Source organism: Myxococcus sp. SDU36 (assembly GCF_030168875.1).
GTDB lineage: Bacteria > Myxococcota > Myxococcia > Myxococcales > Myxococcaceae > Myxococcus > Myxococcus vastator.
Genome location: NZ_CP077414.1, coordinates 2,342,985 through 2,364,736, shown reverse-complemented (window position 1 = coordinate 2,364,736; position 21,752 = coordinate 2,342,985). Strand labels below are relative to the sequence as shown.

The window sequence follows — 21,752 nt, the reverse complement described above, 5'->3', positions numbered from 1 at the left end:
GCGCCTGCTCAGCGCGTGAACTCCAGCGCCAGCTTCTCCTTCCGGGCAGGCGCGGGCGTGGGGGGGCGACTATGATGCCAGGGTGCATGCCACCGTCCTGGTCGTCGGACTGCTGACGCTGCCGGGCGCGCTCGGAACGGAGCTGCGCCGGGATGGCTATTCGTTTCGCCCACCGGAAGGCTTCCACATGGTGCGGTGGGAGCAGTATGCCGGCTCGCGCGTGGGCGCGGTGGCGCTGGACCCGGACGCGCCGCGCGCCCTGTCGGCGGCGCTCACCGACGGCGAGGGCCCGGACGCGGCCACGCTGCTCGTGTCCGTGGTGGGGCGCGGCTTCAGCGCGAGCCCCTCCGACCGGGAGGAGTTCGCGTCCGCGGTGATGCAGCACTTCCCGCGCGAGCTGGGACTCCCGCTGTCCGCCGAGCGCGTGGAGCGCCTGGGCGGGGTAACACCGCGCGTGGAGGTGCTGGGCACGCTGCGCGAGGCGGGGCAGGTCCGCACGGTGCTCGTCGCGGGCCTGGCCTCGGAGGGCGCGCACGCCGTGGTGATGGTCAGCGCTCCCGCGGTGCGGTGGCAGACGCTGGAGCCGCAGGTGCGTGCCTCGCTGGAGACCTTCCGCCACGAACCGCCGAGCGCGGGGGGCCCCGTCCCACGCCGGGTGCTGGGCGCGCTGGCGGGAACCCTGGCAGGAGCGCTGGTCGTCTCGTACACGGCGTGGCGCCGCCGGCGGCTGCGTCACGCGGCGGGCAGCCCCACGACGTAGCCGTCCGCGACCGGAGCGGCCCTGGGTGGGCTCTGGCGCGAGCGAGGGGACCGGCGTGGACGCTCAGTGCACGGAGAGGAACACCCGGGCCTGCGGGATGCCGCGTGAGACGGTATCGAAGTCGCGGAAGAAGCTGTTTCGCTCGAAGAAGGTGAAGCTGGCGCCCAGGCCCAGGTTGGCGAACAACGGCACGTCCAGCAGCAAGGTGCCCTCATGGACCAGGTGGTTGCCATCCGCGCCGTTGAGCGTGTGCAGCCACGTGCTGCCCGCGTGCAGCTTGAGGTACTCCCAGGGCCAGCGCCCGTAGGACAGCTCGACGTGGAGGCCCAGGCCCGGGCCGTAGTCGTAGTCGCGGCCCACCTCGTCGGCGTACTCGGAGGTGATGCCCGCGAGCACCACGCCTCGCAGGTGCAGCGCCAGGCGCAGCTCACGGCCACCGCGCGTCAGGTAGCGGTACAGGAGCCCCGCGCCTATCGACTGGCCGCCCAGCTCATAGGCCTGCGTGTCGTTGTAGTCGAAGTGCTGGAAGGCGCCGAGCAGCACGCGCTCGTTCCCGCCGTTCTCCAGCGGGAGCATCGCCAGCGCGCCCTTCACCTCGGCGCGGCTGATGAGCCGGCTCTCGCCGGTGGTGAGCTGCACGCCCAGGTTGAAGGCGTCGAAGGGTGCGTCCACCGGGAAGCGCAGGGCGTCGCCGTAGCGCAGGTCCAGCTCCGCGAAGAACTGGTTGAGCGTCGGGCCCGCGTCGATGTTCAGGTAGCCGGTGCGCGTCAGCGCGGCGAACACGGGCGGCTGCCAGTCCTCTGGCGTGGGGGCGCTGCGCCAGGCCTCCCCGCGCACCACGCGGTTGAAGCCCCGGACGGGATTGAGCAACCCCGCGCTGACCTCGCGGGCGACGCGCCGGGTCCCCGTGGCGCGCTGATCCAGCAGCATGGAGGACAGCCGGTAGATGACCTCGCCATGGGCCCACCCGCCCACCGTGGTGTTGATGAGGTCGTTGAAGGAGGGCAGGTGGTTCTCGGCGAACAGCTCCCACTGGAGGCTGCCCACCAGGGTGAAGCCCAGGGCGCCCCAGAAGCTGAAGCCGTGGTCCCGGGCGGCGTTGAAGTACAAGCTGCCGTGGTAGGGGTGCGCGAACTGGTTGGTCATGAAGTCGTCCTTGTCCCAGACGAACCCCGTCTCCAGGTTCGTTCGCCATGCGTCCAGGCCGACCCGGGCAAAGTCCTTGTTCAGGATGAATCGGTCGAAGCCCCACACCGTGAGGTTGATGGCCGTCACTTCACCCAGGGCCCACCAGAGCTGGCGAGGCCGGGGAGGTGGGGCGGCGTCCTCCGCGTCTGTGGCGCGTGGCGCGTCCGCGGGCAGTGCCGCCGCCTGGGCGAGCGAGGGCAGCAGGGCCAGCAGCAGCGCCACCTTCCGCCACCGCGCCGCGGGTCCGCGCCGGCCGCACCACTGGCTGTGACGCATGCCGGCTCCCCCACCCGAAGGGCGAAGATGGGGATCCCGTGCGCGGTGCGACCATGGACCGGCGGCGCGGGCCCGCGTCGGTGGGTGGACGGACCGGCCGGCCGCCTGCCCGGCGCGGGACATGCCGCTGGACGTCCGTCGGAGGGCGCGGTGGGGTAGGGTGCGCCGCATCCATGTTCGCCTTCATCCTCGCAGCGGTGCTCACGCAGTCGCCGGTGGCTCCGGCGGAGCCGAGCCCGCCTCCCGCACCTGGCACCCCCGAAGCCGCGCCCACCGTGCCCTTGAGCGCGTTGCCACCCGCCACGCACGAGCTGTTCCAGCGCATCGAGGGACAGGTCGCGCAGGTGCGCATCATCGAGCGGCGCTCCGGCACGCGCTCGTCCATCGGCTCGGCCTTCTTCGTGTCGGCCGCCGGGCACGCGGTGACGAACTACCACGTGGTTTCCGACGTGGTCATCCACCCGGAGGACTACACGGCGGAGCTGGTCTTGAAGGGCGGCGGGGAGCCCGTCCCGGTGCGCCTGGTGGACGTGGACGTGGTGCACGACCTGGCCATCATCCAGACGGCCACCCCGGTGCAGAGCTTCTTCGACCTGGACGACCGCGAGCCGCCGCAGGGCGCGCGGCTGTTCGCCATGGGCAATCCGCGTGATCTGGGCACCACCATCGTGGAGGGGACGTACAACGGCTTCATCCACGACGCGCTCTATGAGCGGCTGCACTTCAGCGGGGCCATCAACCCGGGCATGAGCGGCGGTCCGACGCTCACGGGCGAGGGCCGCGTGGTGGGCGTCAACGTGGCGACCATGGGCAACCAGGTGGGCTTCCTGGTGCCGGTGAAACGCGCGCGAGCGCTGCTGGCCCGCGCGCTGGAGGCCAAGGACTCCGGCGCGCAGGCGCTGCTGGACACCGTGCGCGCGCAGCTCCTGGACAACCAGCAGCGCGTCACCGAACGGCTGCTGGGCGCGCCCCTGCCGCGGCAGACGCTGGGCAGCTACCGCGTGCCGGGGCGCTGGGGCACGTTCCTCAAGTGCTGGGGGGACACGCCGCATGACCCCGAGGTGCCGTACACGGTGACCAACTACCAGTGCTCGTCGGAGGAGGACATCTTCGTGTCCTCGCGCCACCGGACGGGCGTGGTGGCCTTCCTGCATCAGCACGCCACCAGCCAGAAGCTGGGGGCGCTGCGCTTCTCCGCGCTCTACAGCGCGCTCTTCTCGCAGGACCCTGACGTGGTGGCGGCCACGCGGCAGGACGTCACCAACTACCGCTGCCAGTTGGAGTTCGTGGACGTGGCGGGCCTGCCCGTCCGGGCCGCGCTGTGCATGCGCGCCTACCGGAAGTTCCCCGGCCTCTATGACCTGGTGCTGCGCGCGGCCACGCTCAACGCCAGCACCAGCGGCGTGGACACGTCGCTGACGCTGGCGGGCTTCACCGCGGACAATGGCCGCAAGCTGGCGCGCCGCTACCTGGAGGGGCTGTCGTGGACGAAGTAATCTTCCTGGAGGTGCTGGAAGGGGACTCCGTCCAGGCCCGTCACCGCCTGGAGCGCTTCCCCGTCAACGTCGGCCGGGGTTACGGCAACGACGTCATCCTGGACGACCCGAAGGTCTCCGCCGAGCACCTGCGCATCGAGCGCCGCGAGGACGGCACGCTGGTGCTGCGCGACGTGGGCAGCCAGAACGGCACCTACCGCGTGGAGCCCTGGGCGCGGCTGGCCGAGCTGGAGCTGGCCACGGATACCCGCGTGTCGGTGGGGGACACGGTGCTGCGCTTCCGCGCGCGCGGTCACCCGGTGGAGGAGACGGTCGTGGCGGCGGCGCCCACCGCGCCCAGGCCGCGCGTGTTCGAGCAGCCCCGCTATTTCTCCCTGGCCCTGCAGGCCCTGCTGGGCGCCAGCCTGCTGGAGGGCTACCTGGCCAACTACGGGCGCACGGACTGGGGCGAGCTGACGGTGGCGCTGGTGGTGCCGCTGGGCATCACCTTCCTGTGGGCGGGGGGCTGGTCGGTGGCGAGCCGCATCGCCCGGCGCCAGTTCCACTACCGCACGCACGCCACCGTGGCCGCGCTGGTGTTGCTGGGCTCCGTCGTCATCCAGCCGCTGCTCACGCTGGTGGGCTTCAGCCTGGGCGTGGGTGGCAACCTGTCCTGGGCTCACCACGTCGCCTTCCTGGCGCTGATGGCCTGGGGGCTCTACTGGCACCTGCGCTACGTGACGCGCTGGGAGCCGGGGCGGCTCATGCGGGTCATCGCCGTCGTCACGCTGTCGTTTGGCGCGCTGTCGCGAGCGGATGAATGGCTGGGCAACGAGTCCTTCAGCACGGAGCTGGGCTTCCGCCGGGCGCTCCTGCCGCCGGCCCTCCGGCTGGTGGGCACCGAGCCCATGGATGACTTCTTCTCCGACGCCGTGGAGGTCCAGGAACAGGTGGACGCGCTGGCGCGCGACCCGTGAACCTCCGGGGGCCGGCAGGACGTCACGGGCGGGAAGGCGGATGTCAGACCGGGCAGGTAGGAATGCCGGGATGGACGTCCATCAGGAGTTGAGGCCCGTCATCGGTGCCCGGTGGTCGCAGGTCCGGGACTCGCGGGGGGAACGGCCCGGGGCCGGACACCGGGACGGAGAGGTGACGCACGTCTTCGTGGCGCCGGACCTGGCGTCCTTCCGGGTGGTGGCGCGGGGGCTGCTGGCGCGGGGCGAACCTCCGGAGCGGGTGCGCTTCGAGGAGACGCGGGGACGCCAGGGCACGTGGCTGGAGGCCGCGCGCTGGGAGGCCTGGGGGCGCGCCGCGTCCGGGGTGCCCCGGGACTTCGTGGGGTTGGCGCAGAAGGTGGTGTGCCACCGTGAGCCCGCGCGCTGGGGGCTGCTGTACCGCGTGCTGTGGCGGCTGACCCACGGAGAACCGTCGCTGCTGGAGTGCCACGACGACGCGGACGTGCGGCGGCTGCGGTGGCTGGAGCACGCGGTGCGGCGGGACTCGCAGGCCCTGATGGCGGCCGTGCGCTTCCGCCGGGTGTGGCGGGACGGGCGCGAACACCATGTCGCGTGGTACCGGCCCGAACACCTCATCGTCCGGGACGTGGCGCCGTTCCTCGTGCGCCGCTTCCCGGCCTTCTCCTGGAGCCTGTTCACGCCAGGGACGTGGGCGCATTGGGACGGGGAGCGGCTGACCTTCGAGGAAGGCGGGGCGCCGCCGGAGTGGGCACGCGCCCGGGTGGGGCTGGCGGCGTCCCCTTCGCGCCCCCGGGCGGACGCGGAGCGCACGCCCTTGCTGCTGGTGGGGGCTTCACCCCTGGACTGCGCGCAGCCGCCTTTCGCGGGGGCCGCGGGCGCGCTCCTGGAGGTCGTGTTGGGACGCGCGGGGCTCACGCGCGCCAGTCGTCAGGTGGTGCGGCCGTGCGGGGACGGATGCCGCTCGCGGCGTGGGGGGCTCGCTCCGACGGCGCGGGGGGAAGGGCACACCTGCCGGCATGGGCTGGAGGCCGTGGTGGCGGCGGTCCGCCCGCGGATGATCATCGCGCTGGGGCCCGTGGCGGCGCACGCCTTCCTGGGGGTGGCGTTTCGCATGCACCTGAGCCGGGGGCAGCTGTTGGACACGCGGTGGGCGGAGGGCTGGATGGCCACGTATGACCCCGAAGCGGTGCTCCGGCTCCCAGCGGGCCGGGCGCGGGCGGAGGCGCGCATCCACTTCGAAGCGGACCTCCGGTCGGCGGCGGCGTGGCTGCGGCGCGCTCAGAGTCCGCGCACGGCGTGAGGCTGGTAGGGGGCCTCCAGGGCCTTCACCTCGTCGGCTGTCAGCTTGAGGTCCACCGCGCGCACGGCATCCTCCAGGTGCTCCAGCTTCGTGGCGCCGATGATGGGCGCCGTCACCGCGGGGCGCGAGAGGAGCCAGGCCAGGGCCGTCTGCGCGGGGGGCACGTCGCGCTTCTCCGCGACGCTCCGGTTCGCCTCCGCCACGTCCCAGTCGCCGGCCTGGTCATAGAGCATGGGGGACAGCGTGTCCGACTTGGCCCGCGTCGTGGCGTCCCTGTCTTTCAGCGACTTGCGCGAGCCGGCGAGCAGGCCGCGCGCCAGCGGCGACCAGGGGATGACGCCAATGCCCTCTGCTTCGCACAGGGGCAGCATCTCCCGCTCCTCTTCGCGGTAGACGAGGTTGTAGTGGCCCTGCATGGACACGAAGCGTGTCCAGCCGCGCAGGTCCGCGACCCCCAGCGCCCGCGCGAACTGCCACGCATACGCGGAGGACGCGCCCAGGTAGCGCACCTTGCCCTGGCGCACGAGCTGGTCCAGGGCGGCCAGCGTCTCCTCCAGCGGCGTGTTCGGGTCCATCCGGTGAATCTGGTAGAGGTCGATGGCCTCCACGCCCAGCCGCTTCAGACTGGCCTCGCAGCCCTGGACGATGTGCTTGCGCGACAGGCCCCGCATGTTCTGCCCGTCCCCCATGGGGAAGTAGACCTTGGTGGCCAGCACCACCTCGTCCATGCGCGCGTAACGGCGCAGGGCCCGGCCGGTGATTTCCTCACTGGCGCCCAGTGAATACATGTCCGCGGTGTCGAAGAAGTTGATGCCCAGCTCCACCGCCCGCCGGAAGAACGGCTGCGAGGCCTCTTCGTCCAGCACCCAGGGGCGCCACCTGGGCGTGCCGTAGCTCATGCAGCCCAGGCCGAGTCGAGACACGCGCAGGCCCGTGCGGCCAAGGTTTGTATATTTCATTTCGTGGCGTCCTCGCTGCTCCAACACAGGATGCGGCCGTCATAGCGCGATAGAACGGAGTGCGCGCGCTAGGGCTTTCCCGGCTTCTCGGAATCCGGTACATAAAGTCCGAATCCGAGGGGGCGCTGAACGGATCGCCGTGGGGTGCCCCTCGTCTTTCAGGGGAGGGGTGTGCGCCTTGGTGTTCCGGCTGGCGTCTTCCAGTCAGGCAACGGGACTCCGACGACATGCACCTTCCGATTCGCTCCCAGTACGCCTCCGAGGCTGCTCGCCCGGGAGATGCCACCCTGGTGGACGTGTGCCGGGCCCGGGCGGCGACGCAGCCCGAGGACTGGATTTACACGTTTTTGGAGGATGAAGGCGAAAGCGTCCTCACGTACGCGGAGCTGGATGCGGGGGCACGGGCCGTGGCCGCGCTGCTCCAGCGGCACCTGGCGCCCGGCGATCGCGCGTTGCTGCTGTATCCACCGGGCCGTGAGTACGCGCTCGGCTTCCTGGGGTGCCTCTACGCGGGCGTGGTGGCCGTACCGGCCTATCCACCGGACCCGATGCGGCTCGGCCGCACCTTGCCGAGGCTCCAGGCCCTGGTGGCGGACTGTGGCGCGCGGGTGGCGCTGACGACGTCCGGCATCGCGGACATGGTGGAGCCGCTGACGGAAGGCGCGCCGGACTTGCGCGCGCTCCGCTGGCTGGCCACGGACACGGTGGCCCTGGCGGAGGCAACGGCCTGGCGCGCACCGGCCCTGAGCGGCGAGTCGGTGGCGTTCCTCCAGTACACGTCGGGTTCGACGGGGACGCCGCGAGGCGTGGTGCTGCGGCACCGCCACCTGCTGCACAACTCGTGGTTGATCGCCCGCGGCTTCGACGCGAGCCCGAACGCGGTGGGCGTCCTCTGGCTGCCGCCGTACCACGACATGGGGTTGATTGGCGGGCTCCTCCAGCCGCTGTACCGCGACTTACCCATGGTGCTGTTGCCACCGCTGTCGTTCCTCCAGCGGCCCATGGGCTGGCTGGAGGCCGTGTCGCGCTACGGGGGCTCGGTGTGCGGCGCGCCCAACTTCGCGTTCGACCTGTGCGTCCGGAAGAGCACGCCCGCGCAGCGGGCCGCGTTGGACTTGAGCCGCTGGGAGTCGGCCTTCTGCGGCGCGGAGCCGGTGCGCGCGGACACGCTGGAGCGCTTCGCGGAGGCGTTCGCGCCCGCGGGCTTCCGGCGTGAGGCGTTCTACCCCTGCTATGGCCTGGCGGAGGGGACGCTCATCGTGTCGGGCGGCGTGCGCGCGGCGGCCCCGGTGGTGCGGCGCTTCTCACGGGAGGGCTTGCTGCGGGGTGAAGCGCGAGCCCCCGAGGACGGGTCCGCGGAGGCCGTGCTGGTGGGCTGTGGCCAGGTGCTGGGCGACCAGGACGTGCGGGTGGTGGATCCGGTGACGCGCCGTCTGTGTCCGCCGGGACGCGTGGGCGAGCTGTGGGTGCGGGGCCCCAGCGTCGCGGACGGATACTGGCAGCGGCCGGCGGAGACGGAGCGCACGTTTCACGGGCGGCTCGCGGACTCGGGCGAAGGTCCGTACCTGCGCACGGGGGACCTGGGCGTCATCGAAGACGGGGAGGTCTTCGTCACGGGCCGCGCGAAGGACGTGCTCGTGCTTCGGGGGCGCAACCACTATCCGCAGGACCTGGAGCAGTCCGCGGAGCGCTGTCACCCCGGCGTGCGTCCCGGCTGTGGCGCCGCGTTCCTCGTGGAAGAGGCGGGTGAGGAGCGGTTGGTGCTCGTCCAGGAGGTGGCCGCGAAGGTGGCGGCCGACGGCGCGGTAGCCGAGGTCGTCACGCGCATCCGCGCGGCCTTGTCCGAGGAACATGGCCTGGCCGCGTCCGCGGTGGTGCTCATCTCCGCGGGCTCCCTCCCCAAGACCTCCAGCGGCAAGGTGCAACGGCGCGCCACGCGCGAGGCCTTCCTGGCGGGGACGCTGGACGTCGTCCTCGCCTGGCGGGAGGCGTTGCCCACCGGGCGTGACGAGCCCTCGCGAATGGGCGCCTCGCACGGTGAGGCCGTGCCTGCCTCCGTCGCGCCGGGGCGCTCAGCCGCCGAGGTGCTCCCCGCGCTGAGCCGCGAGGTGGCGGCGCTGCTGGGCGCGGACGCGCGCGCCGTGGATGTCGACGCGCCGCTCTCTGGGCATGGGCTCGATTCGCTCCGAGCGCTCGAGGTGGTGCATGCGGTGGAGGCCGGCTGGGGGGTCAGTCCGCCGGTGGCCTTCCTGCTCCAAGGCCCGAGCTTGCGTGAAGTGGCGGAGTGGGTATCGCGGGCCGCGGCCGACGCGTCCCCGGTCCTCACGGCCTCGCCCGCGTCCGCGGCGTCGTTCGTGCCGCTGGGGCAGCGCGCGCTCTGGTTCCTCCAGCGCATGGCGCCTGGGAGCACCGCCTACCACGTGGCTCGGGCGGTGCGGTTCCTCACGCCCGTCGACGCCGCCGCGCTGGACCGCGCCTTCGCGGCGCTGGTGGCCCGTCACCCCGCGTTGCGCTCCGCGTTCCCGGACGAGCAGGGGGCGCCGGCGCGTCGGGAGAGCGAGTCCGTCCCCGCGCTGGTGCGCGAAGCCGCGGCCGCGTGGACGGAGTCCGCGTTGCGTGAGCGGCTCGACGCGGAGTCGCACCGCGCGTTCGACCTCGAACGCGGCCCCCTGCTGCGGGTGCACCTGTTCACCGGAGCGCCGCGTGGGGACGTGTTGCTGCTCGTCATGCACCACCTCGTCACCGACTTCTGGTCGCTGGAGGTGCTCGCCGGAGAGCTGGGGGCGCTGTACGCGGCGGAGGTCAAGGGGACGGCCGCGTCGTTGCCGCCACCGCCTCCGTCCGCGTCGCCCGTCCTTCAGGCGCTGGAAGCCAGCCTGGAGGACGCGAGAGGAGACGCGATGGTGGCCTGGTGGCGCGAGCGGCTGGGCGGCGAGCTGCCGGTGTTGGACCTGCCCACGTCGCGCCCGCGTCCGCGGCTCCAGTCCTTCCGTGGCGCCACCGTCACCTTCACCGTGCCGCCGGAGACGGCCGCGCGGCTCAAGGCGCTGGCGCGCGACCAGGGCGCGACGCCCTTCATGGCGCTGCTGGCGGGCTATCTCGCGTTCCTGAGCCGCTACACCGGCCAGGAGGACCTCGTCGTGGGAACGCCCACCGCGGGCCGGCCTCGCGCGGACCTGTCACGGCAGCTGGGGTACTTCGTCAACCCGGTGGCGCTGCGCGCGCGCGTGCCGCGGACCCAGTCCTTCTCCGAGCTGCTGGCCCACGTCCGCGCCACGGTCCTGGACGCCCTGGACCATCAGGCGCTGCCCTTCGCGCGGCTCGTCGAGCAGCTGCAGCCGCGGCGAGACGCCTCGCGCGCGCCCGTCTTCCAGGCGATGTTCGCCTTGCAGTCCGGCCGTCCGGGACGCGAGGCGCTGGGCGGCCTGGCGCTGGGCGCGGAGGGCGCTCGAGCGCGGGTGGGCGAGTTGGACGTCGAGGCCGTTCCCCTGCGGCACCGCGCCTCCGCCTTCGACCTCTCGCTGATGATGGCCGAGGTGGAGGGGGGCTTCGTGGCCAGCCTGGAGTACTGCTCGGACCTCTTCGATGCGGACGCCGCGGCGCGGATGGCGCGCCACCTGGGGGCGCTGTTCGACGCCGCCTCGTTGGCGCCGCGCGCGCACGTGGGGGACCTGCCCCTGCTGGACGCCGCCGAGCGCGACCGCGTGCTGTCCCACGGACATGGGGCGGCCCGCGTTCCTGGGGAAGCCCAGGCCGCGTCCGGGCACATGGCGCCGCCTGGGCTGCTCGCGCGGTTCGGCGCGTGGGCCGCGGAGACGCCGGACGCGGTCGCGCTGGTCGCGGGTCCGGCCCGTTGGTCCTACGCGGCGCTGGATGTCTGGGCGGGGCGGTTGTCGGCGCGGCTGCGGCGACACGGCGTGGCGCGAGAGGCGCGGGTCGGCGTGCTGCTGTCACGAGGCGGGCCCGAGTCCGTCGTGGCCTTCCTCGCCGTGCTCGCGGCGGGGGGCGTGGTGGTGCCGCTCGACCCCACGTCTCCCGCGGAGCGCCTGGAGTGGATGCTGCGGGACAGTGGCGCCCGGGTGCTGCTGTCCCACGCGAGTCTGGCCCGGCATCTGGCGGTCCCCGAAGGCGTCGAGGTCCTGACCTGGGAGTCGCACGGCACGCGGGAGGTGCTGGACGCGACGCCCAGGGTCTCCGCCGCGGAGTCGGGCGCCGCGTGGCCATGCGAGGCCGCCGCGTATGTCATCTACACCTCCGGGAGCACCGGGCGTCCCAAGGGCGTGGTCGTCACCCACCAGTCCATGGCGCACCTGGCCCGGTCCTCCCTGGCGCTGCGGCCCGGCCCCGGCACCCGGGTGCTCCAGCACGCGTCGCCCGCCTTCGACATGTCCGTGTGGGACTATTTGATGGCGCTCACCACGGGGGCCGCGCTGCACGTGGCGCCAGCGGGGGAGGTGCTCGCGGGAGACGCGCTGTACCGGGTGCTGCGCGATGAGCGCATCACCTCCGCGCTGCTGCCTCCCTCCGTGGTCGCGTTGCTGCCGGATGCGCCCCTGCCGGACCTGGCGGTGCTCGTCGTTGGCGGCGACGTGTGCCCGCGCGAGCTGGTGACTCGCTTCGGGCCGGGCCGCACCTTCATCAACGGGTACGGGCCCACGGAGGTGACGGTCTGCGCGACCTGGGAGTGGAACCCTCCGGGTGACCTGGCGCCGGGCATCGGCGTGCCCATGGCGCACGTCGACACGTACGTGCTGGACGCGGCCCTGCGCCCCGTACCGGTGGGCGTGGCGGGCGAGTTGTTCGTGGGCGGGGAGGGCGTGGCGCGCGGCTACCTGGGCCAGCCGGGCCTCACGGCCGAGCGCTTCGTTCCGGACCCGTATGGCGGCGCGCCCGGTGCGCGGCTCTACCGCACGGGGGACCGGGTGCGGTGGTCGCCGGACGGGCGGCTCGAATTCCTGGGGCGCGTGGATGCCCAGCTCAAGCTGCGCGGCTTCCGCATCGAACCGGGCGAGGTGGAGGTGGCCCTCCGGGAGCTTGCGGGGATGCGGCAGGCGCACGTGCGCGTGTGGTCGCCGCCCGCTGGAGGGGAGGCGCGGCTGGTGGCCTACGTGGTGCCGGGCCCCGGAGCGCCGCTGCCGCCGGGCGAGGTCCGCGCGCGCCTGCGTGCCCGGCTCCCGGAGCAGCTCGTCCCGGTGGACCTCATCTCCCTGGAGGCGTTGCCGATGACGACCGGCGGCAAGGTGGACGCACGCGCGCTGCCCGCCCCGGTGCGGACCGTGACGGCGGAGAGCGCGCCGCGCACGCCGTTGGAGGAGTCCCTCGCGAAGGCCTGGGCGGAAGCCCTGGGGCTGCCCTCCGTGGGGGTGCACTCGCACTTCTTCGACGACCTCGGCGGCAGCTCGCTGGCGGCGGTGCGGACGTGCGCGCGGCTGCGCGAGACGCTGGGCCAGGACGTGCCCATCACCCACCTCTTCGAACACCCCACCGTCCACTCCCTTGCCCGGCGCCTGGCGTCCGAGGCGCGTCCAGGGTCGGCGTCCGACGAGAAACACCAGACGCGCGCGGAGGCCCGGCGACAGGTCCTCCAGCGTCGCGGAGGAAGGAACCCTCGAGGCAATGGCTGACCACGACATGACGGGCGGAGACAGCACGGGGATGGGCAACGACATCGCGATCATCGGCATGGCGGTCCGCTTTCCAGGGGCCCGCGACGTGGAGGCGTTCTGGGGGAACCTGCGTGACGGCGTGGAGTCCATCACCCGCCTGCCTCCGGAGGCGCTGGAGCCGTCGCCCCTGGTCCCCGCGCCGGTGCGTGGCCATCCGAACTTCGTGCCGGTGGCCTCGGAGCTGGAAGGCGGAGACCACTTCGACGCGGCCTTCTTCGGCGTGGCGCCGCGCGAGGCGCAGTGGATGGATCCGCAGCAGCGCGTGTTCCTGGAGTGCGCGTGGGCCGCGCTGGAGGACGCCGCGCTCGACCCCGAACGTTTCGACGGGAAGGTGTCGCTCTACGCGGGGGCGGGCGCCTCGCTGCACACGTTGGGGTTGTTGGGGCAGGGCGCCCTGGACCCCGCGTCGCTCTACGAGCTGCTGGGCACCACGGGGGAGAACCTCGCGACGAAGGCGTCCTTCAAGCTGGGCCTGCGCGGTGAGAGCCTGTCCGTCTACACCGCGTGCTCCACGGGCCTGGTGGCCGTGCACATGGCGTGTCAGAGCCTGCTGATGCGCCAGTCGGACGTGGCGCTGGCGGGCGCGGTGCGGCTGTCGCTGCCACAGCGGTCGGGCTACCTGTTCCAGGAGGGGATGATTCTCTCTCCGGACGGCCACTGCCGGGCGTTCGACGCACGCGCGGCCGGAACGGTGCCGGGCAACGGCGCGGCGGCGGTGGTGCTCAAGCCCCTGGCGGACGCGCTGCGGGATGGCGACACCATCCATGCCGTCATCAAGGGGTCGGCCATCAACAACGATGGCGCCGCGAAGGTCGGCTACACAGCGCCGAGCGTGGAGGGGCAGGCGGACGTCATCAGTGAGGCCCTGGCCTACGCGGGACTGGAGGCGCGGGACATCGGCTACGTGGAGGCGCACGGGACGGGCACGGCGCTGGGGGACCCCATCGAGGTGGCGGCGCTGACGCGGGCGTTCCGCCGTCATACGGACGCGACGGGGTACTGCGGCCTGGGCTCGGTGAAGACGAACGTGGGCCACCTGGACACGGCGGCGGGGCTCGCGGGGCTCATCAAGGCGGTGCTGGCCCTGAAGCACGAGGCGCTGCCGGCCAGCCTCCACTTCGAGCGCCCCAATCCGGCCATCGACTTCGCGGGCAGTCCGTTCTTCGTCGTGGACGCGCTCCGGCCCTGGCCTCGGGGCGACGTGCCCCGGCGCGCGGGCGTCAGCTCGTTCGGCATTGGGGGGACGAACGCCCACGTGGTGCTGGAAGAGGCGCCGCTGACCGCTCAGACCCCGGAGTGCTCGCGCCCCACGCAGGTGGTGACGCTGTCGGCTCGAACGGCCGAGGCGTTGGCGTCCACGGCGCGGGAGTTGGCGGACTGGCTGGAGCGCGCGCCCGGCGAGGTGTCGTTGCCGGACGTGGCCTTCACCCGCAACACGGGCCGCCGCGCCTTCGAGCACCGGAGGGCCGTGGTGGCGGGCGACCGGGAGGCGCTGGTGGCCGCGCTGCGGGCGCCGGGACGGGGGCGCGTGGTGGAGGACGTCGCGGCGGCGCGCGAGGCGCGCGTGGCGTTCCTGCTGCCGGGACAGGGCGCGCAGTCCGTGGGCATGGGGCGAGCGCTTCACGCCGCGGAGCCCGTGTACCGCGAAGCGCTGGAGACCTGCCTGCGGGAGCTGGGGCCGCGGCTGGAGGCGTCGGTGCGCGCGGTGTTGTTCCCCGCGCCAGGAGGCGAGGACACCGCGAAGGCGCTGCTGGCGGACCCGGGCTGCGCGCTGCCCGCGCTGTTCTCGGTGGAGTACGCGCTCGCGCGCCAGTGGGAGTCGTGGGGCGTGAAGCCCCATGCGCTGCTGGGGCACAGCTTCGGTGAGTACGTGGCGGCGTGCCTGGCGGGCGTGCTGCCCCTGGAGGACGCGCTGGCCCTGGCGGCGGCGCGTGGCCGGCTGATGGCGCGCATGCCCGCGGGCAGCATGACGGCGGTGGGGTGCTCCGAGGCAGTCGTGCGTCCCTTGCTGACGGGGGCGTTGTCGCTGGCCGCGGTGAATGGGGCGGAGCGCTGCGTGGTCTCCGGCCCCACGCCGGAGGTCGAGGCCCTGGAGCGCGAGCTCACGACACGGGGCGTGGGCGTGCTGCGCCTGCCCGCGGCGCATGCGTTCCACTCCGCGGCGGTGGAGCCGCTGATGGAGGACCTGCGCCAGGTCGTCTCCGGGCTGCGCTTGTCCGCGCCCCAGCGCCCCTACGTGTCCAGCGTCACCGGGACGTGGATTCGCGCGGACGAGGCAACGGACCCCGCCTACTGGGTCCGGCAGATGCGGGCGCCGGTGCGCTTCGCGGATGGACTGGAGACACTCCAGGCGGACGGCTGCACGGTGTTCCTCGAAGTGGGGCCGGACCAGGCGCTCACGGCCCTGGCGAAGCTGGGCTTGCGCGGACACGCGGGGCGGGCCGTGGCGTCGCTGCCGCGGGCGGGGTCGGCGTCGAGCCCGCATGCGGCGCTGATGGCGGCGCTGGGCGCGTTGTGGGAGCAGGGATGGGCGCTCGATTGGAGCCAGGTCTACGCGCACGAGCAGCGCCGGAAGTTGCCGCTGCCTGTCTATCCCTTCCAGCGCCAATCCATGGGCACCGCGCCCGCGCCCGTGCTCGCCAGTCCACCGGTGCCTCGTGAGGTGCCGCCTCCTCCCGCCGACGTGGCGGCGGTCCAACAGGAAGGACCGCCCGACGTCGCGGGGCCTCGGACGGACGTGGAGCGGCAGGTGCTGGCCATCTGGCGCGAGCGGTTGGGCCGCGCGGACTTTGGCATCCACGACGACTTCCTGGAACTGGGGGGCAACTCGCTGATGGCCGCGCAGATGCTGACGCGGCTGCGCGAGGCGTTCCCGGTACAGCTCCCCTTGAGCGACGTGTTCGAGGCGCCCACGGTGGCCGGGGTGTCCGCGCGCATCCAGGCGCGGATGGGCTCGGCGGGCGCGGTGGCGGGGGAGGCCGCGCTGCCGCCGCTCGCGCGTATCGCGCGTGACGGCGTGTTGCCCCTGTCCGTGGTGCAGGAGCGTGTCTGCGCGCTGGAGCAGGCGCTGCCGGGCAACCCGGCGCTCAACATGTACGTGGTGCTGCGGCTGCGCGGGGCGCTGGACGTGGCGCTCATGGAGCGGAGCCTGGAGGCGGTGGTGCGCCGTCACGAGGCGCTGCGCACCTCCTATCCGCGCGTCCAGGGCGCGACGGTCCTCCGCATCGCGCCGGAGGTGAAGCTGCCGCTGACAGTGGAGCCGCTGGCAGCCGAGGGCTGGGAGCAGCACGTCCATGACGAGGTGGCGCGTCCCTTCGACCTGGAGCGCGGGCCCGTGGTCCGCGCGCGCCTCTGGCGGCTGTCTCCGGAAGAGCACCTGCTCGCCGTCACGGTGCATCACGTGGTGTGTGACACGTGGTCGCTGGTGGTGCTCGGCAAGGAGCTGGGGGCGCACTACAGCGCCTTCAAGCGGGGGCAGCCCGTCGCGTTGCCCGCCCTGGCCGTGCAGTACGCGGACTACGCGGCCTGGCAGCGACGGGCGCTGAGAGAGGGGGCCTTCGCCGCGCAGGCCGCGGCGTGGCGCGAGCGGCTGGTGTCGCTCCCGGGGCCCTTGGCGCTGCCGGTGGACCGTGCCCCGGGCGAGGGGCACGCGCTGCGGGGCCAGCGGCTGAACGTGGGGTTCTCCCGCGCGCTGTCGGAGTCGGTTCAGGCCCTGGCGCAGCGTGAGGGCATCACCCCGTTCATGGTGCTGCTGGCGTCGTGGAAGGCGCTGCTGTCGCGCTGGTCGGGCCAGGACGACATCGTCGTGGGGACCCCCATTGGCAACCGCAGCCGGCCGGAGCTGGAGCCGCTGATGGGCTACGTGGCGCACGCCGTCCCGCTTCGGACGGACCTGTCCGGAGCCCCGCCGTTCCGCGAGCTGCTGGCGCGAGTCCGGGACGTGTTGCTGGAGGCCTACGCGCACCCGGATGTCCCGTACGAAGAGCTGGTGCGGGAAATCGAGCCGCGGAAGGACACGGGCCGCGAGCGCGTCTTCGACACGTTGCTCGTCCTGCACACCCGCTTCGAGCCCAACGTGGAGCTGCCCGGCCTGCTGATGAGTCTGGTGGAGCTGGAGAACGGGCCACCGCAGTTCGGCGCGGTCCTGTCGAACCTGTCCATCTCCCTGGGCGAGCACGCGCACGGCTTCGCTGGCACCGTGGACTACGCGGACGAACGCTTCGAGCGGGCGACCGTGGAGCGGTTGATGGCGCACTGGACCACCCTGCTCGAAGCCGCGGTGGCGGACCCCGACCTGCCGGTGTCCGAGCTGCCACTGGAGGCGCCGCCATCACCGCCCGCCCGCCCGCTGGCGGACAGCCGCCTCCCCGCGCCCGTGCCCTTGGCGTCGCTGCTGCGGGAGCGCGCGGCGAAGGCCGCGTCAGCCGTCGCGTTGACGGCGGCGGATGGGCGGGCCGTCACGTGGGGAGAGCTGCGCGCGGGAGCGGGGCGGCTCGCGTCCGAACTGAAGGCGCGAGGCGTGGGCCCCGACGCCCTGGTGGCGGTGTGCCTGGACGCGTCGGTGGAGCAGGTGGTCGCGCTGTGGGCGGTCCTGGAGGTGGGCGCGGCCTATGTGCTGTTGCCGGTGCCTCGGCTCCGTGAGCTGTCCGCGTTCGCACCGCCGGGCGCGCCCGCTCCGTTGCTGCTGACGCGCGCGAACGTCCGCACGAGCGAACCGCTCGACAGCTCGCGCGTCCTCCACGTCGATGGGGTGCTCGCGGCTCCAGAGGCCTCGGAGCCCGCGTCCCAGGCGGGGGCCGAGCCCGTCACCGAGCCCGTCTCCGAGCCTCCTTCCGAGCGGGTCTGCCTGGAGCCCCTGCGCGGGCCTGGGGGCGAGCGGCTTCACGCCATCCACACGCACGGCACGGTCGCGGCGTTGTTCGCGCGGTTGGATGCGGGGGGAGCGCCGGAAGGGGGCGTCTGGCTCGCGGCGGAGGCGCCCACCGAGCCGGGGGCGGGACTGGAGTTGCTGTGGGCCCTGACGCGCGGGCTGCGCGTGGTGCTGCCAACGGAGCGTGCGCGCTTCGCGTGGGGAGGCTCGGGCGCTGGCGGCTCGCGGCGGCCCATGGACTTCAGCCTGTCCTTCTTCGCCAACGACGAGGACTCGCTGGGTGGGCGCAAGTACCGGCTGCTGCTGGAGGCCGCGAAGTTCGCGGACGCCCATGGCTTCTCGGCGGTGTGGACGCCGGAGCGGCACTTCCATTCGTTCGGTGGGCTCTATCCCCGGCCGGCGGTGGTGGGAGCGGGCGTGGCGACGGTGACGGAGCGCCTGGGCATTCGCGCGGGCAGCGTGGTGCTTCCGCTGCACGACCCCGTCCTCGTCGCCGAGGAGTGGGCCGTGCTGGACAACCTGTCCGAGGGCCGCGTCGGCGTGTCGTTCGCCTCCGGCTGGCACGTGAATGACTTCGTGTTCGCGCCGGACCGCTATGCGCGCAGGAAGGAGGTCCTCCTTCGCGGCATCGAAGACGTGAGGACGCTGTGGGGCGGGGGCACGGTGCTCCGGCGCAACGGCAATGGGGAGGAGGTGGCGCTGTCGCTGCGGCCTCGGCCCGTGCAGAAGTCGCTGCCTGTCTGGCTCACCGCCGCTGGGAGTCCGGAGACGTTCCGCCTGGCCGGAGAGCTGGGGGCCTACGTGCTCACCAACTTGATGGGCCAGCAGTTGGATGACCTGGCCTCCAAGGTGGCGTTGTACCGGGACGCGTGGCGCCAGCACGGTCATCCGGGCCGGGGGCACGTGAGCCTGATGATGCACGCGTACCTGGGCGACGACCCGGCCGTGGTGCGCGAGCGGGTGCGACAGCCGCTGCTCGACTACTTCCGCGGCTCGGTGGACATCCTCGCGGGCTTCGTGGCCAGCCAGGGCCTTCAGGTGGACCCGCGCTCACTGACGCCCGCGGACATGGACGCGCTGCTGAGCCACGGCGTCGAACGCTACATGGACGACGGCGGCCTCTTTGGCACCCCGGAGAGCTGCGGCCCCGTGGTGGAGCGCGTGCGGCGGCTCGACGTGGACGAAATCGCCTGCCTCGTGGACTTCGGCGTGGAGGTGGACGCGACCCTGGAGGGGCTGCGTCACCTGGACGGGCTGCGGGCCCGTCATTCGCCGGAGCCAGGCCTCGCGGTGCCGGTGCCCCGGTTGAGGGAAGGGCCCGACGCAGCGACGGCCTTGTTGTCGCTCGTGCGGGAGGCGGAGGTCACGCACCTGCACTGCACGGCGGCGCTCGCGCGGTCGCTGCTGGCGCTCCCCGGCGCGGAGGCGGCGCTGCGTCCCGTTCGTCAGGTGCTGCTGGAGGACGCCGCGCCCGACGTGGCGGCGTCGCTGGAGCGGCTGCTCCCGGGGCGCGTCGCGCATCGCCATGAGGCCCTGGGGCCCGGAGCGTGGGCGATGGGCACGGAGGCTCCAGCCGGCACGGCCTGGAGCGTGGTGGACGGGCGCGGTCAGCCCGTCCCCCTGGGCGTGGTGGGGGAGTTGATGGTGGAGGGCGCGGGTGTGCCAGGGGGCTTCTGGAACGCGCCGGAGCGCTCCGCGTTGCGAGTCCTCCCCACCGCGCAGGAAGGCGTGCGCCGTCTGAACACCGGGCGCAGGGCCCGGCGCCGGGCGGATGGAACACTGGAGTTGCTGCCCGCCGTGCCCACCCCCACGCGCCGTCCCGCTCCGCCGAAGGCCGCCGCCATGCCGGGCGCCGCCGCGAAGGCACGGCAGGGGCCGCCGCCCATCCCCGTGGTGTCGCGAGATCGGCCGCTGCCGCTGTCGTTCTCACAGCAGCGGCTCTGGTACATGGACCGGTTGGAGCCGGGGAACGTCGCCTACAACAACGCCGTCGCGTTCATGCTGAGCGGTGCGCTCGACGTGGCGGCGCTGACCCAGGCGTTCAATGCGGTGGTGGCCCGGCACGAGGCGCTCCGGACCACCTTCGCCCAGGTGGGCGCGGACGCGGTGCAGGTCATCGCGCCAACGTTGGAGGTTCCCATCCCCTTGCTCGTGGCGGAGGGGGCGAGCGAGGACGTCGTCGCGAGCTGGGCCCGTGAAGAGGCGCGCCGTCCCTTCGACCTGGAGCAGGGGCCGCTGCTCCGGGCGATGTTGCTCCGGCGGGGCGACACCGAGCACGTCCTGCTGCTCACGCTCCATCACATCATCTCGGACGGCTGGTCCGCTGGCGTGATGGTGCACGAGGTGGCCCGCTTGTACGAGGCCGCGAAGACGGGCCAGCCCGCGGCGCTGCCCGCGTTGCCCGTGCAGTACGCGGACTATTCCGTCTGGCAGCTGGAGTGGATGAAGGGCCCCGCGCTGAAGTCCGAACAGGACTGGTGGCGCGAGGTGTTGACGGGCGTGCCCGTGCTCCAGCTTCCAACGGACAGGCCTCGGCCCGCGGTGCAGACCTACGAGGGCGAGCGGCGCGCCGTCACCCTCCCTCGCTCGCTGACCGAGGCCCTGGCCTCCGTGGGCCGGCGGGTGGGGGCGACGCCCTTCATGGTGCTGATGGCCGCGTGGCAGGCCTTGCTCCACGCGTACTCGGGGCAGGAGGACTTCGCGGTGGGCACGCCGGTGGCCGGCCGGAACCGCCCGGAGGTCGAGCCGTTGATGGGGTGCTTCATCAACTCCATCGCCCTGCGTGCGGACCTGGCTGGCGACCCGGCCTTCGCGGAGCTGGTGGGCCGCGTGCGCCGGACCGCGCTGGAGAGCTTCGCCCACCAGGAGGTGCCCTTCGAGAAGCTGGTGGAGGCGCTGCACGTCCCGCGCGACCTCAGCCACACGCCCGTCTTCCAGACGATGCTGGTGCTCCACAACACGCCCACGCCGGAGCTGTCGCTGGCCGGGCTCCAGCTTCGCGGCCGGCCCGTCCACACGGGGGCCACCAAGCTGGACCTGACCCTGGAGCTCGCGGAGACGCCAGCGGGCCTGAGCGGCGGCATCGAATACAACACGGACCTCTTCGACGCGGACACCATCGCGCGGCTCGCGGGGCACCTGCTCCGCGTGTTGGAGTCGGTGGCGGCGGCGCCGGAGCTGCGGCTGTCACAGCTCGAGCTGCTGACCGGGGCCGAGCGCCAACGGTTGTTGGTGGAGTGGAACGCCTCGCCGCTGCCGGGCGTCGCGGCGGTGGACAGCGTCCCGGCGCGCTTCCTGGCGCAGGTGGCGCGCACGCCGGACCGGGTGGCGGTGGAGGACGGCCATCAGGCGATGACGTATCGCGAGCTGGCCGGACGGTCGGGGCGCATCGCCGGATACCTGTCGGCGCGAGGCGTGGGACAGGGGGCCATCGTGGCGCTCGCGCTGGCACATCCCTCGGAAGTGGTGGTGGGGCTGCTCGGCGTGATGCGCGCGGGGGCGGCGGCCGTCGTGCTCGACCTGGACCACCCGATGGAGCGCCTCGCGGGGCTGCTCGCGGAGACGCGAGCCAGCGGAGTGCTCACCACGGAGGCTTCACGCGCCCGGGTGCCCACGCGCGAGGGGACGGAGGTCCTCCACCTGGACTCCGTGCCCGCCAGCCTGGAGGCGCCGCCCAGCGCCCCGGCCGCGGACGACGCGGCGTGTGTCGTCTACACGTCGGGGTCCACGGGGACGCCGCGGGGTGTGGTGATGGAGCACCGGCAGTTGGTGTCCGCGACGCTCGCGCGGCACGAGGTCTACGGCGCGCCGGGCGTGGTCATGTCCCTGGCGCCGTTCACCTTCGATGCCTCGCTGGCGGGCCTGCTGTGGTCCTTGTTCGGTGGCGGCACGCTGCGCTACCCGGAGGCGGAGGAGCGCGAGGACCCACGCAGGCTGGCGGAGCGGGTCGTGCGCTCGGAGGTCACTCACTTCATCTCCGTGCCCGCCCTCTATGGGCAGGTGCTCGCGGCGGCGCCTCCGGGCGGCCTGCCGAGCCTGCGCGCGGTGAGCGTGGGCGGCGAGGCGTGTCCGGTGGAGCTCACGCGAGCGCATCACGACGCGCTGCCCGCGGTCCCCTTGTTCAACGAGTACGGCCCCACGGAGGCCACCATCTGGAGCACGGTGCACCGGGTTCGCGCGGACGCACCGGGCCGCGTGCCCATTGGCCGCGCGGTGCCGGGGGCGCGGGTGTACCTGCTGGATTCGCGGCGCAACCTGGTGCCGCAGGGAGCTCCCGGAGAG

8 protein-coding genes (1 of these 8 only partly in view) are annotated in these 21,752 nt (G+C 73.3%); 6 read left to right on the top strand and 2 right to left on the bottom strand.

Features of this window, described 5'->3' with window-relative positions:
• The first annotated feature begins 82 nt into the window (after nt 1-82).
• Nucleotides 83-760 carry a hypothetical protein gene (locus tag KGD87_RS09140; protein WP_284667081.1) on the top strand — a complete coding sequence of 226 codons (678 nt, stop codon included), beginning with the start codon at nt 83-85 and terminating at the stop codon, nt 758-760.
• Between the two features lie 63 nt (nt 761-823).
• Here KGD87_RS09140 and KGD87_RS09135 read toward each other — a convergent pair whose 3' ends face one another.
• Entirely contained in the window at nt 824-2,224 is a 1,401-nt protein-coding gene (locus KGD87_RS09135; RefSeq protein ID WP_284667080.1) for a DUF3943 domain-containing protein, read from the bottom strand.
• Between the two features lie 173 nt (nt 2,225-2,397).
• On the opposite strand from KGD87_RS09135, the gene KGD87_RS09130 reads away from it, so the two are divergent.
• From KGD87_RS09130 to KGD87_RS09120, 3 genes are all read left to right on the top strand, one after another.
• Complete coding sequence (locus KGD87_RS09130) at nt 2,398-3,720, top strand: S1C family serine protease (RefSeq protein ID WP_284667079.1); 1,323 nt, start codon at nt 2,398-2,400, stop codon at nt 3,718-3,720.
• Complete coding sequence (locus KGD87_RS09125; protein ID WP_284667078.1) at nt 3,708-4,676, top strand: FHA domain-containing protein; 969 nt, start codon at nt 3,708-3,710, stop codon at nt 4,674-4,676. Before KGD87_RS09130 ends, KGD87_RS09125 begins: the two co-directional genes overlap by 13 nt.
• A 70-nt stretch (nt 4,677-4,746) precedes the next feature.
• Nucleotides 4,747-5,976: a DUF4130 domain-containing protein gene (locus KGD87_RS09120; protein WP_284667077.1), complete on the top strand. Its 1,230-nt coding sequence runs from the start codon at nt 4,747-4,749 to the stop codon at nt 5,974-5,976.
• Here the strand turns inward: KGD87_RS09120 and KGD87_RS09115 are convergent.
• On the bottom strand, nt 5,955-6,935 hold the full coding sequence (locus KGD87_RS09115; protein WP_284667076.1) for an aldo/keto reductase: 981 nt from the start codon (nt 6,933-6,935) through the stop codon (nt 5,955-5,957). The genes KGD87_RS09120 and KGD87_RS09115 overlap by 22 nt on opposite strands.
• 227 nt (nt 6,936-7,162) lie before the next feature.
• Between KGD87_RS09115 and KGD87_RS09110 the strand changes: the two genes are divergently transcribed.
• Nucleotides 7,163-12,559, top strand: a complete 5,397-nt coding sequence (locus KGD87_RS09110) for a non-ribosomal peptide synthetase (RefSeq protein WP_284667075.1) — start codon at nt 7,163-7,165, stop codon at nt 12,557-12,559.
• Nucleotides 12,552-21,752, top strand: the 5' portion of a protein-coding gene (locus KGD87_RS09105; RefSeq protein ID WP_284667074.1) for a non-ribosomal peptide synthetase/type I polyketide synthase. It continues 2,178 nt past the right edge of the window; only the first 9,201 of its 11,379 coding nucleotides appear in the window; the start codon lies at nt 12,552-12,554; its stop codon lies beyond the right edge, outside the window. The genes KGD87_RS09110 and KGD87_RS09105 overlap by 8 nt, the downstream gene beginning before the upstream one ends.